14 protein-coding genes are annotated in these 16,439 nt (G+C 38.8%); 13 read left to right on the top strand and 1 reads right to left on the bottom strand.

Annotation, left to right across the window (positions count from 1 at the left end; translation table 11 throughout):
- Nucleotides 1-111 precede the first annotated feature (111 nt).
- The 11 genes from tssD (at nucleotide 112) to OC25_RS13855 (ending at nucleotide 11,837) form a co-directional block, all read left to right on the top strand.
- On the top strand, nucleotides 112-507 hold the full coding sequence (gene tssD, locus OC25_RS13810) for a type VI secretion system tube protein TssD (protein WP_039477023.1): 396 nt from the start codon (nucleotides 112-114) through the stop codon (nucleotides 505-507).
- Between the two features lie 331 nt (nucleotides 508-838).
- On the top strand, nucleotides 839-2,677 hold the full coding sequence (locus OC25_RS13815) for a type VI secretion system Vgr family protein (protein WP_052266211.1): 1,839 nt from the start codon (nucleotides 839-841) through the stop codon (nucleotides 2,675-2,677).
- Nucleotides 2,678-2,679: 2 nt separating this feature from the next.
- Nucleotides 2,680-2,853, top strand: a complete 174-nt coding sequence (locus OC25_RS27930) for a hypothetical protein (protein WP_156131475.1) — start codon at nucleotides 2,680-2,682, stop codon at nucleotides 2,851-2,853.
- A 71-nt stretch (nucleotides 2,854-2,924) separates the two neighbouring features.
- Nucleotides 2,925-3,893 (top strand): DUF2931 family protein, encoded by a 969-nt coding sequence (locus tag OC25_RS13820; protein ID WP_245222007.1) that lies wholly within the window; start codon nucleotides 2,925-2,927, stop codon nucleotides 3,891-3,893.
- 1 nt (nucleotide 3,894) lies between these two features.
- A complete protein-coding gene (locus OC25_RS13825) occupies nucleotides 3,895-5,310 on the top strand; it encodes a T6SS phospholipase effector Tle1-like catalytic domain-containing protein (RefSeq protein WP_039477027.1) in 1,416 nt (471 codons plus the stop codon).
- Nucleotides 5,311-5,321: 11 nt separating this feature from the next.
- Nucleotides 5,322-6,305 (top strand): hypothetical protein, encoded by a 984-nt coding sequence (locus OC25_RS13830; RefSeq protein ID WP_039477029.1) that lies wholly within the window; start codon nucleotides 5,322-5,324, stop codon nucleotides 6,303-6,305.
- A gap of 13 nt (nucleotides 6,306-6,318) precedes the next feature.
- A complete protein-coding gene (locus OC25_RS13835; RefSeq protein ID WP_039477031.1) occupies nucleotides 6,319-6,804 on the top strand; it encodes a DUF4280 domain-containing protein in 486 nt (161 codons plus the stop codon).
- A gap of 1 nt (nucleotide 6,805) precedes the next feature.
- Nucleotides 6,806-9,655 carry a hypothetical protein gene (locus OC25_RS13840; RefSeq protein ID WP_156131476.1) on the top strand — a complete coding sequence of 950 codons (2,850 nt, stop codon included), beginning with the start codon at nucleotides 6,806-6,808 and terminating at the stop codon, nucleotides 9,653-9,655.
- 88 nt (nucleotides 9,656-9,743) lie between these two features.
- Nucleotides 9,744-10,595: a hypothetical protein gene (locus tag OC25_RS13845; RefSeq protein ID WP_156131477.1), complete on the top strand. Its 852-nt coding sequence runs from the start codon at nucleotides 9,744-9,746 to the stop codon at nucleotides 10,593-10,595.
- Between the two features lie 19 nt (nucleotides 10,596-10,614).
- Nucleotides 10,615-11,103: a hypothetical protein gene (locus tag OC25_RS13850; RefSeq protein WP_039477038.1), complete on the top strand. Its 489-nt coding sequence runs from the start codon at nucleotides 10,615-10,617 to the stop codon at nucleotides 11,101-11,103.
- A gap of 5 nt (nucleotides 11,104-11,108) precedes the next feature.
- Nucleotides 11,109-11,837: a hypothetical protein gene (locus OC25_RS13855; protein ID WP_039477040.1), complete on the top strand. Its 729-nt coding sequence runs from the start codon at nucleotides 11,109-11,111 to the stop codon at nucleotides 11,835-11,837.
- A 38-nt stretch (nucleotides 11,838-11,875) separates the two neighbouring features.
- Here OC25_RS13855 and OC25_RS13860 read toward each other — a convergent pair whose 3' ends face one another.
- On the bottom strand, nucleotides 11,876-12,769 hold the full coding sequence (locus OC25_RS13860; protein ID WP_039477042.1) for a LysR family transcriptional regulator: 894 nt from the start codon (nucleotides 12,767-12,769) through the stop codon (nucleotides 11,876-11,878).
- 77 nt (nucleotides 12,770-12,846) lie between these two features.
- Here OC25_RS13860 and hutH point away from each other — a divergent pair, with 77 nt between their 5' ends.
- Complete coding sequence (hutH, locus tag OC25_RS13865; RefSeq protein ID WP_039477044.1) at nucleotides 12,847-14,382, top strand: histidine ammonia-lyase; 1,536 nt, start codon at nucleotides 12,847-12,849, stop codon at nucleotides 14,380-14,382.
- A gap of 19 nt (nucleotides 14,383-14,401) precedes the next feature.
- Nucleotides 14,402-16,405 (top strand): urocanate hydratase, encoded by a 2,004-nt coding sequence (locus OC25_RS13870; protein WP_039477046.1) that lies wholly within the window; start codon nucleotides 14,402-14,404, stop codon nucleotides 16,403-16,405.
- Nucleotides 16,406-16,439: the final 34 nt, after the last annotated feature.

A 16,439-nucleotide genomic window follows, 5' to 3' on the forward strand; every position in this document is an offset into this window, starting at 1 on the left:
CAAACGCGTGGCTCCATACCCTTTGCTCCATGCTCCTCGCTCCATGCCCTCCGCTAAGCGCCAAACGCTCCCCGCTAATCACTTTATTTCAAAACATTTAAACTTACTACAATGGCATTTAAAACCCGTTTAAATTTAGGATCAAAAGAGTTTGATGTACTGCAATGCAGTTTTTCATTAAACAGAGATGTTGACGCAAAAGGCCGTCCGTCTTCAGGTGTTTATGGTGGTACCATCAGCATCGAAATCGAATCGACAGAAGATACTTCGGTAATCGAATCGATGGTTAACAACCAGTACAAGCCGCTTTCAGGTACACTTGTATTTAAGAAAGGCGAAGAAGATGCAAAAATGAAAGAACTTTCTTTCGAAGATGCCTACATCATTCAATATAGCGAAGGTATTGCAGTAAACGACAATACCCCAATGACATTAACTTTTGTGGTATCGGCCCGCAAGCTGAAGCTGGGCAATGCCGAGCACGAAAACGATTGGCCTAAGGCTTAATTCCCGATGTTATAAATTTTAAAGGCGATTGGCTTTGGCCAGTCGCCTTAATACAAAAATTTAATCTGAATTACAGGCTCTTCTCTGATCAGGCTTTTATGGCTATGATAGATCAACTTTGATCACCTCGTAAATTAAACGCTATCTATGTCTAACCATCTTAAACATATTGAGGCAATAACTGTTTATTTCGTTGGTGTTTACAAGTTCAGGAATTGTTGGTGCTTTAGCACGATATTTTAGTGCTGTGCATGCGAAATTAAAACCCATTTGTTGGGGGAGAATTCGAACAGGACTTGATTAATTGTTGTGCTACAGATGGATAATCAATATGGAAAAGAAACTCATTGCAGAAATCAATATAGAAGGAAAAGAAATTACCCATTTTGCTTCCTTCAGCTTAAAACAGGCTTTTAACGATCACCATTATTTCGAATTGCGTTTTAACCACGATCAGATGGGGGCCCCCGGGTTGATCAGTTTAGACGATAGCCGCGATTTTGTTGGTAAAACTTTAACTGCATCTTTTGGCCATTCGCCGGAAAGCATGCAAAATTTTATTGGGCTCGTAGCTAAAGTACAACTGTCTCAAAGCCATGGTTATCATGGTGTACTCATTGTAAGCGGCTATAGTCCAACTATTTTGATCGACCGCGGCCCCGATTTGGGGTCCTATTTAGATAAAGACTTAAACACTATTGTAAAACTGGCTACGAAGGATACGCCAGCCAACGATCTTAAGATTGTGGCTAAATCTTCACGTACAGAAGCAATAGACTACATTATACAATACAAGGAGAGTGATTTTGCTTTTCTCAACAGGCTGTCGGCCGAATACCATGAGTGGTTTTTTTACGACGGAAAGCAACTCAATTTTGGTAAGCCCGATGCGCAGAAAGAAATTGCTTTGTTTTATGGGAGGGATGTGCAGGAAATGCAGTATGCCATGGAAATAGCGCCAATTAAAAATAAACGCTTTGCTTACAACTCCAAACAGGATGAAATATTGCTGAGCGAAAGTACAGGGAAAGTAGATGGTCCGCCTGATTTATCGCATGCTGTTAAAGCTTCTAATCTAACCTATAGCAAAACTTTCAATCAACCTACTTTAATACGTGTTGATAATAGCAATGATATTAAAAACCTGGTAGAAAATGAGGAAAAGGCGAATGTGAGTGAATTGCTAAAAGTAACTGCCAGGGGTGATAATGCCGGTTTGAGCATTGGTGGAATTGCCGAAATTACGATGAGCTTACGCAAAGAGCTGGCATTTACAACCGAGAGCCTTGGCAAATTTCTGATCACCAGCATCAATCACCATATTGATGAGAACGGAAAATACCACAATACCTTTGAAGGAAAAGTATCCACTACGGAGCGTTTGCTTGTAAAAAAAGTACAAAAGCCCCAGCCTGACCTTCAGCTGGCCAATGTGATTGATAATAACGACCCCCAAGGTCAGGGCCGGATTAAAGTACAATTTAAATGGGAATGTTTAACCAATGATGTAACTGAATGGCTCCGCGTCGTTACACCTAGTGCAGGTATTGGCGATAGAGGAAATAATCGCGGTTATTTCGCCATTCCCGAAATCGACGATCAGGTAATGATTGCCTTTGAGGAAGGAAATATTGCCCGTCCGGTGGTAATGGGAAGTATGTACCACAGCGCTAATGTAGATAGTAGCCCGCTGATTAAAAACCACCTGAAAAGCATCATTACCAGAAGTGGTCACCTGGTTGAATTTGATGATGATGCCAATACCCAGGGGATAAAAATTACCGATATCCACAACAATATTATTCATATTGATACCAAAGGCAACAATATTACCATTACCGCTTTAGAAAACATGACGCTGAACTGTAAGAACATGCAGATTAATGTGCAGGAGAATATGGATGTTCAGGTGGGGCAAAACCAATCGACCAATGCTGGTAAGGACATTGCTACAACTGCAGGCAACAATTATTCGTTAAGTGCGGTTGGTGATGTTTCAGAAACATCTAACAATAGAACAGAGCTTGCTACAAAGGATTTTAAAAGGACAGCTGATACTTCAAACGAAATCGCCTCAGAAATTAGCATGTTTAGTGCCAAAGAAAATATGACTATCCAAAGTGGTAAGATTGTAGAGTTAAACAGTGCAGAAAAATCTAATCTTTTTTAACCATGGCAATCATTAAACAGGCTAAAAATATTACTGTAGAAGTTATTCAGAAATATGAATTGCGTGTTGGCATTAAATTGGAAAAGATTGCCCAGGTAATGAATGTTGAGGCTACTGCACAAAATTTATCATTAGCGAGCAGTAAAAAAATTGTATCAAGCGGTAACAAATCATGAGTTTAAAAGGAAACAGATACTTGTTTTTATCGCTCATTTTATTGGCGATAACAAGCTGCAAAGGACAAAAAATGGAAGAAAAATTTGAGTGGACGGGTACTGTTTCAGCACCTGAAGAATACCCAATGGAAGTTTACAGAGGAGCAATTATTGCCAACGATTTTACCTATAGTTTTGATGCCATTTGGGGAACACAGAATACCGGTTGGGGAAACGACGGCGGTATTATGAGTGTATCGACCAAACAAATGGAAGCACCAGACTCGTTAAATTTTACCTGGCTTTCGCTTACCGAAAAGAAATTTTATACCGGAAAATGGAAATTGGATAAAAATCTTATCAGTAGGTTATTTCAGAATGGTTTTATCAACGATCTAAATCAGAAAAAAGAAACCTATAAGCTAATTAAAGTTGGCCTTGCGCCCAAAGGGCGGGTAATGGTTTGGCTAAGCGGTGCCGGTTTTCAAACAGAGGTTGGTGCGTTTCAGGCACACGATACAACGATTACTGCCGAGCAGGCATACGATAATGCCAAGTATATGTTCCGTCCTGATTTTATCACTAAAACATTGAATAATGAAATGGTGATTAAACCCGAAATTAAGGACCGGATAACGAAATCGGGCATGCCGGATATGGATGTTTATGAAACTTACCGCAAGCGTTATGAGTGGAGACCACAGGTGACTGTGCCTGAGGGAGGTAAAGTAACATTGATCTATTACAACTTCCTAAACGGAGAAGAAGAAAACCGCTTTGGTGAAGAGCTTACCACGAATCAATATGGCCACAGAGCATTGCCGAAATATATTTCTATCCTCTGGAAAGATAAAGCGGGTAAGAAAAACGGCTTAGAAATCAGGCCATTTGATGAAAAAGAAACTTCCGGGGCTTTTGAAAAGTTAGCAGGAAATGGTCCTGTTGATTTGATCGTCGATTTAAGTAGCGATGGATCATCGGCCAAGCTGGCACTCAAAAACAAAACGGAAGAAATTAAGCTGGTTGGCAGTAAAATTAGTAGCAGTAAAAATTTGGATTGATATGACAAGTGTTCAATTGGGTGCTTACACCCCTAAGAATGATGTTACCGAATACCTGGATATTAATTTAGGTATTTTCTTTGATGGCACAAAAAACAGTAAAGCCAATACCAATGCAAGACTTAACAATACAGAAACCTTTAAAAAATATGGAAAGGATGATGACGAAAGCAGCTATTATAACGATTGGTCTAACGTAGCGAGGCTTTGGGATCACTACGACAAAAGTCTTAGCTTATATATTGAAGGGATCGGTACCGAAGATGAGAAAAAAGATAGTACTATCGGATATGCATTTGGATCGGGCGATACCGGGATTAGGGGTAAAGTGAGAATTGGTTGCGAGAAAATCGTTTCTGAAAAACTTACTAAAATCCTAAAAGCTAATAACAAAAAAAAGCTGCGGAGTATAACTTTTGATGTTTTTGGTTTCAGCAGAGGAGCGGCAGCTGCAAGAAATTTTGTTTACGAAATTGGAAAATCCGCTTATAAGCCAAGTGTTATCGTAGAACCGCGATCTGGCAGGGTATCCAAATTCGATGCCGATGGTGAATCGACTAATGCAGAAGTATTACCGGCCTGCGGGCATTTAGGATTAAAATGCGAACAGGCAGGGATTAAAATAACAGCTAACCAGATAAAAGTTAGGTTTTTAGGAATTTTCGATACGGTTTCTTCCTACTCGAAATACATTAGTGCAATGCCAAATTTTAACGATGTTGAAGAACTTCACCTCAATGAAATAGGAAGGGCACAAACCGTGATCCATTTCATTGCTGAAAATGAGCATCGCCAAAACTTTTCGCTTACCAAGGTAAATATGGGCAAGGAAAAATCATTTCCGGGCGTACACAGTGATGTTGGCGGAAGTTACGATACCGGTCCGGAGGTAAAAGAAGAACTCGAAACCACCTGGACAAACAGAAATAATCTTGAGCCCTTCAAAAGAAACCTGATCGAACAAGCGTGGTATAAAGAAGAGGAGCTCGAAATTACAGGAGGCTTTGCCTATTTCGCTTTAAAAGGCTCAAGAAAGCTTATCAAAAAGGAGTATAGTTACATCCCGTTGCATTATATGGCAGAATATGCAAAAAAGAGTACCGCACCGGTTAATCTGCAAGCACTGGTAGATAGCAAGTATACAATATCGGACGACCCCTTACTGGTTAGGGTAAAAGGTTATTTAAAAGATTATGTAATGGGCAATGGTCAGCCTTACGCTTTTAAAACATTTGCTCAATTGGATAAAAAATATGCCGGCGCAAAAATACCAGAGCAGAACTATGCCAATTATCAGAAGGAAAAGCAGCAACAGGAAGACTTACGCATTTTAAGAAACAAGTATCTGCACTGGTCTGCACGTAGGGAAGGTATTGGGATGGATCCTAATGCCGATGGTAAAAGGGTTATTTACTAGAATGCTCAAACATGGAAAAATTAACCGATACAATACAGCCTTTAGATGCGGATAAGATTAAACTTAATGTAAATCATGCTATAGAATTTGCACCAAAACCACGGTTGCAAAGAAAGTACGGTATTACAATTAAATATTACAATGAGGGGAGCGGAGATGAGGCAAAAAGGATCGATTATCAGATCCATTTGCTGGTTAACCAATTCCGGGATGAAAATAAAACCTGGCAGTTATGCTTTAATAAGAGCGATCTTTTTATTGACAGGCATGAACCCGATTTTGTAAGTGAGCAGCTTGCCAGTATGGCTATGGCAGCAATTTATCCTGTTAAAGTTGATGTGAACTCAGTAAATGAGGTGTTTAGAGGAATTGTAAACCACAGCGAGATATTAAAGCGATGGGAGCAGGTAGCCGAAAAAATTGGTGATAAATATGAAGGTCGGTATGCCGAACTGTTTTTATCAAAAATGGAGAGTAAAATTGCAGACAGGTATGAACTGCAAAATGCACTCAGGGTTGATATGTTCTGGAATATTTTTTTTCACCCCCAATATCTAAAGTATCAACCTGATTTATCGCAGCAAATAAGTTTTAGCTTTCCGGTTATTGCTTATAAAAATGTCACATTTGAAGGCGTACAGTCAGTAGCTCCCTATTATACAGATTATGGAACATTTAAAGTGAATTTTCATTCAGAAAGTGAGACTACGGCAGAGCAGGCTGCGCTTTTAAATCAAGAGGGAGCATTTAAAATGAAATTAAATGCGATTTGTGATTTGGATCGCGACGGAGGTTTGCTTAAACATGCCCAGGTTGATTGGAAGCTGTACAAAAAGAAAGACCCAAACGAAATCGCAGTAAAACGAATACAGTTCACAGCCTACGAAATTGAAAGCAGCGTTCAGGCAGCCGATCCAGGTTTACATGCACATGTAGGAAGCGATCCTGTTCCTGTTGAAAAGAAAAAGGGATTTTGGACCCGGGTATTAGGTTAATAAAGGAGGATTTATGGCACAGAAAGAAATTATTGTACAAGGCGCCACCTGCCAATGCCAGTTTGGTACAGCAACCGATAAACTAAAAGTACTTACTCAGCAAAAGCATTACGTTAATGATAAAGACGGGGCTCAAAAATTAATTGCTTCGCATGTAGATATTGGGATGACCTTTGAAAAAAACACTTTCGGCCAATGTAAACTCCAACCAACCCCCGGAGGTTTTAAGCCCTGTGTGCCCGCACTAACCGAGTGGAAAGAGATGTACAAAGAAATGGTTTTAATTAACAATGGGCAGGTTTTGGTTGAAGATAGCAAAGGCGTTTGTACCATTAGCGGTTCACCTTGCATTTTGTTTGCTAAAACTGGGCAGAAAGGGCAACCATCTCAGCAGAATATCGATAATGCTGATGAAGAACAGCAGGCACAGATTAATCCGTTGGTGAATATGAAGGAGCTTAATATTACATCTCCTTATGATAATCTAAATGCAATATAATATGAGTGACAAGGTTAAATTACCAAGTGGTATAGTCTCCTGTGAATATTCTGTAGATGGAATAAATAAAGGAACGATTAATAATGGAGAGAATATTCTATTAAAAACGGGACAGACACACCGCTTTTATCTGAATCTTGAAAAAGGTAATTTGGGTGAAGGTACAAAAGATAAAACGGCCACGTCAAATCAAGGAAAATGGGCTTATATTTTGTCGTACCTATGGTCGAAAGCTAAAGAAATGAAAGGTAAAGATGTTTTTCCATCATGGGGTAAAATAGGCAATGCATCAAATAATAGTTTTATAGAATATTGTGGTATCGGTCAACAATATAAGCTGGGTTCATTCATTGAATTTACTCCTGGCGATAATGATTTTTGGTTGGGGAATTCGTACCGAATGGAAGTGTTTAACAACATTCCAAATAAAGGGTTCAATTTTAACTTCTTTCCTGTAAATAAACCTGATATCCGTTTTGCATATTTTGATGAACAAAAAATTGAACCTGAGGTGACTTCACTTGGAATTAATGATGGTTTATATCATTATGGGCAAACCATTGATTTACATATATTCACACATTTATTGCCTGCAAAGCTAGACGATAAATATAATGTTGCAACAGAAAGAAGTTTCGAAAATCTTGTTTTAGAGATTATCCTAACAGATATGGGAGGTAGCCCTTTGTTGCCAGACCCAATAATTAAAGATAGTTTATCCAAATATTATGTGCAGGAAAATGGAACTTCAGCAAACGCAGAATTTAAGGTGCCTTTTTTTATCGATCCAAATTGGAAAGGGAAAATACACCTTAAAGGAGATTTGGAGAAAGACTATTCAGTAATTATAAGGATTAGTAATACAAAAACAAATGTTGAATACAAGCATCAGCTAAATACTGAAAAGGTGCTCAACATAAACCCGACAACTAAGGATGTTGAGGAGACGAAGGTTTCTCGATATATTTTCGTTAAGTATGAAACTGCAGATACAATTTTAAAAAACTTTGAGATTAGTAAAAACAATCAAATTCAGTATATAGGTGATATTCAGTATACAAGAAAAGAGTTTGATCCTTGTGGATATTCAAAAATAAGTATTACAGAAGACGATGGGAAGCGAAAACCATTTGATTTATTTGATGAAGATGCGGCGGTAATTGACCAGACCACTATGTATTATGATGTAATTAGAGGAGATAAAAGGAAAGGATTAAAAATAGATCTAATAAACCTGAAAAATAAAGGAGTGATGTGTACCGGTGTGCTTTTGGAAAAAGGACAACATCATAGCGATATGCACAATGTGTTCCAAATGAAGAATGTTATATTGCCTTTTAAAAATGAACAGAACAAATATGTTGTAGAGGAAGATACTACCCATCAAAAACAGTTAAAAGCTTCAGGAGCCCAAGTAACGGAGGAGAATAAGAAGGACTATGATTACAAAGCAGATCCTGTTCAACGATCTAAAAATGTTGCTGTTGTTCAAAATTTAAAAGAAAATATAGACTATCAATATACTGGGGATAGTTTAAAATTTCTTCCACATTATATTTATAACAAAACAGTAGGTGAAGATATAATGGGTTACGACATCAGTAATTCTGCTTTGGATAAGTTATGGCCCTTAAGATATCTTTTTTTAAGAGAGGGTAATGCCCAAACATATTTTATACCTGTAGGAACGTGCCGTTATCCGAATCAGATGGCCAGAATTCGCGTTTTTCCGGATGTAAAATGGAAAGTTTCATTTCTTTTTAGTGACAAAAAGACGCCACAGAGTTTTGCTTCCACCGGAATGCCATCAGACGGGCAAAGAACCACCGGTGATAATACACCTTATCATCCCGAGGAAAAGCGAAAAAGTATTTACGAAGAAAATGTACAAAAAGCGAAAGATGCAACGGATAAAAGAAAAAAGGGTGGCAAAACCTATGATTTTGATCTAACTGTATCGTGCAATATAAATGGGGAATCACATGAGTTTGCTAAAAATATAGCAGAAAAGATAGATCGATTTGCATCTGTTTTTGTTAAAGTGAAACAAACAGTTGATACATTGTGCCATAATGATGAAAAACATGCACAGAATATAATGAAGAAGATCCCCAAACCTAAGGGGATGCCACTTTACATAAAATTTGATTATCCAAGTATTAAAATAGATGGATCTTGGGAATATTCTGTACAGCCTGATCCGACACCAAATACAGTAGAATCAAGCGGTAAAATAACGCTGGGATTTGAGCCGTTGATCAAAGGAGAAGGAGGAATAGATTTAATTGCTCTTGCACTTTTGCTCGCGAAAGGTGTACCAGTTGTAAGCCAAGTTTTGTGGGCGTTGGAATTGTTGGAAGATGGGGTTGAGTTTGTTGCTAATTGGAGGGGATATGAGGTTAGCAAAAAATTAGAGTTCAATGTATATGCTTTTTCACAGATTGATGCTCGAGTAGAAATCCCATTTAATACCAAAGATTACGCTAGCTTGCAAGTTGATGGTAGACTAGGTATTGGGGCTCAACTCAAGATGGAAGCTGGAGTGGTAAAAAAGGGAGTAAATTTGGAAGCGGATAAAGTGCAATCGGGCTTTGGTATTGCAGTGGATGCGAAAGGAGAGAGCTATTTAGAGCTATTGGGAGCGGCAGGAATTGAAAAAGGAAATAATAAGGGACTATTTATTGAACCTAAAATAAATTTTGGTGGCGTAAAACTTACTATAATTGTTAAAAGCCTTGGTAAATCAGACGGTAGTACTAAAACCAAAGAAAGAATTAATAAACCTATTTGGATCGTAGAGAAAAAGTCAGATATTATTGAATTGAAAAGATTCCATCCCTTTGCAGATTAGAAATATGAAAATAAGAATGTTGATTAGTATAATAATTTTGTTTGTTCTAAATAGTTGCGCACAAAACAAATCGAAAAATATGAATACCATGATTAATGAAGCATATGAGACCACTCCAAAACACAATAAACAGCCTATGTATGGGCTTCAAATAGATAAAATGGGCTGTCGTGTATCAATTTCTGTAAATGATGAAACATTAGGAAATTATTTTGATAAAGGAGGTTTCTCAACTACCGAAACTATTAATGGACATATTATAAAATCTGGAAATCAGACGTTAAAAGTATTGGTGTACCCACGTGAAGGCTCGTTGTTTATTGATGACTTGGCCAATGTTAAACTAGAACTTTTTTATGTTGCACAAAAAGGAGATCCAATGGATAGTTATAAAATATTGAAAACAGTAGAGTTGCCAAAAAATACTAAAGATAAAAGGTTGCCATATGTTGAAATCAATATTCCATTTGAAGCAAATGTGCCTTGGGATTACTCTTCATTTTATAATAGTTTAGTTGATCTTAGAAAAGTTCCGGATATTGAAAAAAAAGTAGTAGAAGAGTATGAAAAAATAAGGAATATGATTGTGACGAACGACCAAAACAATTACCTTAATTTCAGGATCAAGCATAAAAAAATGGAATATGAAACTTTTTATATGTCAAAAGAAGAAATTAAAGAGTATATAGAGTCAATTGCAAAAGATGCAACTCCCCTCGAAAATAAAGAGGTTTTGCCTATTAAAAATTATGAATTGGTTTTTGAAAAAGATGGGAAAAAAGTTCTTTTAAGAGACAAAACTACTAGAGATGGAATAATTAGAATGGAATATGGCAGTATAAATACTGAAGGCGATTATAAAGGAGAGAAAAGCAAAGAGATGTATCTCAGTCCAAATTTGATATTGGTCAAGGGGAAAACAGAATTCGAATCTTTATAAGATAAAAATTATAATAATCTTGGAAAAAACTGGTAATGGATATCTGGAAAACGAATTAGAAATAAAGACTTCACCTAAATTTAGTTTAACTACGATAAACGATTCCCTAAAACTATTTGAGTTACATAGTAATTTGGGATGTACTGCAGTTTTTGTTTTGTTACTTTCAGCAATCTTATTTTTTATAGATAAGGTTACGTTAATGGTGTTTTTTTTAACACTTATGATTAGTGCAGTCGGATATCTTTTGAGATATAAATATACCATTAAAAAGAAACCGGTAATAGTTATCAACAACGTAGGCCTTAAAGAAAAAGATCATCTATATCTATGGGCAGAAATGCTTGATCTTACTTGTTCCGAAGAGTTTGATAATGAACGCGCAATGTTTACTGCTACACATTTAAGATTTATCTATCATGGCGAAGTGAAGAAAATATATATCGGTGGGTATGATAAATCTATTGAAGAAATTATTCATTATGTAGCAATGTTTAAGTATAAATAATCATAATGACTAAGCTTAAAACAATTCTTTTCTGCATACTCTTCTTAATTAGCATGAGTAGTTGCAAAAGTGATGAAGGTAATTTAGTTCTTGAAAGAGGGAAACCAATTGATCTCGCTAAGGTAAATTTTCAAAAACTTGATCTTGACAAGTTCTTCTCTAAGTTGGCCTACGTAAAGGAGAACAAAATGGGGGCCAATAAGCATACCAATACCCAAGCTCAACCAATAAACATTAAATGGTTCTCTTTATATAATATTACCGAAAAGAGATTGTTGTATCAATATAAGGATGTTGCGAATTATACCATAAAAAACGGAGAAAAGTATGGTGATATAGATTTTGTGGAAAGAAGAGCACCACTATTGGGAATGAAAAATCCTGATCTAAGAGGCTTCGGTTATTGGGAATCCAAAGAAATTCTGTTTAGCCGGTTATATGCAAGTTCTACTCCCTCCAATAAATTGATCAGGATAATTCTTGAAACAGATAATCTACATAATTCCGGAGAAAAAGAATATTATGCGTTACTAGAGATATTAAAAAAGCAGAATAAGGATGCAAAAATTGAGCAAGATCCACAATCTAACGGAATACCAAGTTACACTTGGACCACTAAAGAGAAAGTAATACAATTATATTTTTCAAAGGCTGATGAGTTGAATTCCTTCACTCTAAAGATAGCCTATATCAATCCGGATACAAAAGGATACTTAAAAGAGTTCGGGAATTAAAAAAACTCATGGTGGTAAAGCCAGTTTAATATTTTCTGCTAAACCTTACCCTTCAAAAGAATTTTGATCACATTTTTCAAGGCCGGGTTTCGGTTTGCGTCTTTCCAGATCATATAAAGTTCAGTGCGCTGCGGGATGTGTTTAAGTTCAACGAATTTTACATTTTCCTTGTAGCCGTATTTTAATGCAGTTGGTACAATGGCAATGCCCAGGCCTTCCTCCACCAGTTTGTATATGGTTAGGGCATTAACTGATTTATGAAAAGTTTTCGGCCTGAAACCATGGTCTTCACAAATGCTCATAATCAGGTCGTAATAAAAGGGGCTGTCATCGCTCGAGAAAAAGATAAAAGGCGAGTCGCCCAGTTTTTTAACCGCTTCAAAGCTTGCTGTTTTAAGCGGGTGGTTTCGGGGCAATACAAGCGAGAAAGTATCGCGATGCACAATGTGTTTAGAGATACCTTCCTTAAACTGATTTATCCGAACAAAACCCACATCGAGCATATCTTTTTCGAGCAATTCAATCTGCAGCTTGTTGGTCATCTCATCCAGGTTGGTCCTGATTTCAGGAAAATCTTTATTTAGCCTGAAAATTAACTCCGGTACAATTTTTTGCGCTGCTGAACCCAGAAAACCAATGCGGAGTTCGCCCTGTTTGCCTTCATTGATGTCGTTGAGCTGCTTTTTAATGTTATCGATATGGCTAAACAGAAAATCGACTTCTGTTTTGAGGTATATTCCGGCTTCGGTAAGCGTTACTTTTTTCTTGGTCCGGTCGAACAGCTGGGCATTAAAAATTTCTTCCATCTGTTTAATCTGCCGGCTAAGGCCCGGCTGCGAAATAAAAAGCCTGTCGGCAGCTTTTCTGAACTTAAGTTCTTCTGCCAATACCTGGAAATATTTAAAATGCCTAAGCTCTATTTGATAACTCATGGTTATTACATGATGATGTAATTGGTATTTATAGGTATCAAATATAGCTGTTATTTTTGTTTAAAACCTTTTCTAACATGAGCGAGCAACAGATTTTTAATTACGGAACAGATCATTTAACAGCCCATATTGCCCTGGCCATCAGCAAGGGGGAAATAAAGGGTATGCTGAGTCCTGCAGTACGGGATAAAGTGATTGAAAGCAGTAAAGTGGTAGAGCGGATTGCACTTTCTGGTAAGCCTGTTTACGGCATTAATACAGGTTTTGGTCCGCTATGTACCTCGATGATTTCGGCTGCAGATACCCGTAAACTTCAGGAAAATATCCTGAAGAGTCACGCTGTGGGTGTGGGTGAACCCATTGATACCGAAATATCCAGGCTGATGCTGGTATTGAAACTGCAGTCGCTGGCACAGGGTTATTCTGGCATCCGGATTGAAACGCTTGACCGGATGATCTGGTTTTTAGAAATAGGTGCTACACCAGTGGTTCCGAAACAGGGTTCGGTTGGAGCCTCAGGAGATTTGGCTCCATTATCGCATCTTTTTCTGCCTTTAATTGGTTTAGGAAAAGTGCATTATAACGGCGAAATGATCTCAACAGAAAAATTGTTAAAAGATCATGATCTGGATGCCTTGCAATTAGGGCCAAAAGAAGGGCTGGCACTAATCAATGGTACGCAGTTTATAGCTGCGCACGCCGTTAAAGTGGTTTCCCGACTTGAAAATGTACTTCAAGCTGCTGATATTATTTCGGCGATGATGATTGAAGGGTTGATGGGCTCTGAAAAGCCTTTCCACCCCAAATTACATCAGTTAAGGCCTTACCCGGCAAACATCGCGGTGGCAGCTCAAATCAGCAAATTCTTCCAGGGATCTGAAATTATGCCTTCGCACCAGGATTGCGCAAAAGTGCAGGATCCTTACTCGCTCAGGTGCATTCCACAGGTTCACGGTGCTTCGCGTACCGCCTGGTTGCATTTAAAAGAAGCAGTAGAAATAGAATTAAATTCGGTAACCGATAATCCGGTTATTTTTAACGATGAGTTGACTATTAGTGGTGGGAATTTTCATGGACAGCCCTTAGCACTGCCTCTGGATTATGCCTGTTTAGCGGCATCCGAAATTGGCAATATCAGCGACAGGCGGATTTACCTTTCATTGGAAGGAAATACACCTGGAGTACCCAAGCTGCTGATGCGCGAAACCGGCTTAAATTCTGGATTTATGATTGTGCAGTATACTTCCGCGGCATTGGCCAGCGAGAATAAGGGACTTTGCTTTCCGGCAAGTGCCGATAGCATCCCTACATCATTAGGCCAGGAAGATCATGTAAGTATGGGCTCTATCGGTGCCCGAAAAGCTTTGCAGGTAATCGAAAACGTAGAAAAAATACTAGGCATTGAGCTTTTCTGCGCGGCACAGGCCGTTGATTATCATGCGCCCTTAAAGCCTGGCAAAATCCTGACTGCGGTACACAACTTTGTACGTACGGAGATTGATCATATTGAAGAAGATCAGATTATGTACAATAGTATGGAAACTGTTATAAACCTGGTAAAATCAGGTAAAGTAGTATCGGTAGCCAAAGAGGCAGAAAAAACACTTCATTAAAAATTTTAGCTTGAAGCATATGAATTTTGCAGCAGAAATATTAGCAGGTATCCCGGCTGAATTACCAGGTGAAAAAAACAGAAACCCTGAACTTAGTCATGCTCCGGTTCGGAGAGCGGTTTTAAGTACAGCTGAAAAAAAACTGGCTTTAAAAAATGCCCTTCGTTATTTTCCGGCAGCGTGGCACAGTGAGCTGGCTCCCGAATTTTTAGCTGAGCTGGATAACTACGGACACATTTACATGTATCGTTTTATGCCCGATTATGCTATTTATGCCAGACCAATTAACGAATATCCCTGCAAAACTATTCATGCAGCGGCCATCATGTTAATGATTCAGAATAATCTCGATCCGGCAATTGCGCAGCATCCAGAAGAATTGATTACGTATGGAGGCAATGGCAGTGTTTTTCAAAACTGGGCCCAATACCTGCTTACCATGCAATATCTGGCTACCATGACCGATAAGCAGACCCTTAACATTTACAGCGGTCATCCGCAGGGCTTGTTTCCCTCTGGCGAAGCTGCCCCACGCGTGGTGGTTACCAATGGGATGATGGTGCCCAATTACTCTTCGACACATGATTTTGAAAAATTTAATGCATTGGGAGTAACGCAATACGGCCAAATGACAGCAGGATCGTACATGTACATCGGTCCGCAGGGCATTGTGCATGGTACAGCCATTACTTTAATGAATGCTTTCAGGAAGAAGGGTTTTTACGGTAAAGACACCGCCGGAAAAATCTTCTTAACTGCCGGATTGGGCGGTATGAGTGGCGCACAAACCAAGGCCGGAAATATTGTAGGTTGTATAACCGTTTGCGCCGAAGTTAATCCGCATGCCGCGCTTAAACGAAAAGAGCAAGGCTGGGTAGATGAGCTGATTGAAAATCTGGATGAGCTGGTAAATCGCGTAAAACTGGCTCAGAATAAAAAAGAAACTGTATCGATCGCTTATCTGGGCAATGTGGTTGATGTTTGGGAACATTTTGATGAGGAGGATATTGAAGTCACCATTGGCTCCGATCAAACTTCGCTGCATAATCCTTATTCTGGTGGTTATTATCCTGTTGGCTTAACTTTTGATGAAGCCAATACACTAATGGCCAACGCGGCAGATGAATTTAAGAATTATGTTCAGAACTCCTTAAAATGCCATGCAGCCAGCATTAACAGCCACACAGCAAAAGGTACTTACTTTTTTGATTATGGTAATGCTTTTCTTTTAGAGTGTAGTCGTGCCGGAGCCGAGATTATGGCACCAAATGGCATTGATTTCAGATATCCGTCGTACGTGGAAGATATTTTAGGCCCCATGTGTTTCGATTACGGTTTTGGCCCGTTTAGATGGGTATGCACCTCAGGTAACGAGAGCGATCTGGATATTACCGACAGGATAGCCAAAGAGGTTATGGAGGAGATTAAACTGCAGGCTCCGGTTGAAATTGAACAGCAAGTGCAAGATAACATCAACTGGATTACGGCCGCAAAAGCCAATAGATTAGTTGTAGGTTCGAAAAGCCGGATTTTATATGCTGATGCAGAAGGCAGGGCCAAAATTGCTTTGAGATTTAACGAAGCCATTAAAAGCGGTGAGTTATCGGCCCCGGTTGTTTTGGGTAGAGACCATCACGATGTAAGCGGAACAGATTCACCATTCAGGGAAACGAGTAATATTTACGATGGGAGCCGTTTTACTGCTGATATGGCCATTCATAATGTAATTGGCGATAGCTTTAGAGGGGCTACCTGGGTATCCATCCACAATGGTGGGGGCGTAGGCTGGGGCGAAGTAATAAACGGCGGTTTTGGAATGGTACTCGACGGCACCCGCGAAGCAGGTGAAAAGTTACAGCAAATGCTTTTTTACGATGTAAATAACGGCATCGCCAGAAGAAGCTGGGCGCGCAATAAAGAAGCCCGTTTTGCCATTGAGCGTGAAATGGAACGTAGCCCTTCCTTAAACATTACCTTACCGCATTTGGTTGATGATAAGCTGTTGGAAGGATTGGATTTATAAAAGCTAAAAAAGGGTTGCCGCTAAGTGGCAACCT

The organism is Pedobacter kyungheensis (assembly GCF_000812965.1).
Taxonomy (GTDB): Bacteria; Bacteroidota; Bacteroidia; order Sphingobacteriales; family Sphingobacteriaceae; genus Pedobacter; species Pedobacter kyungheensis.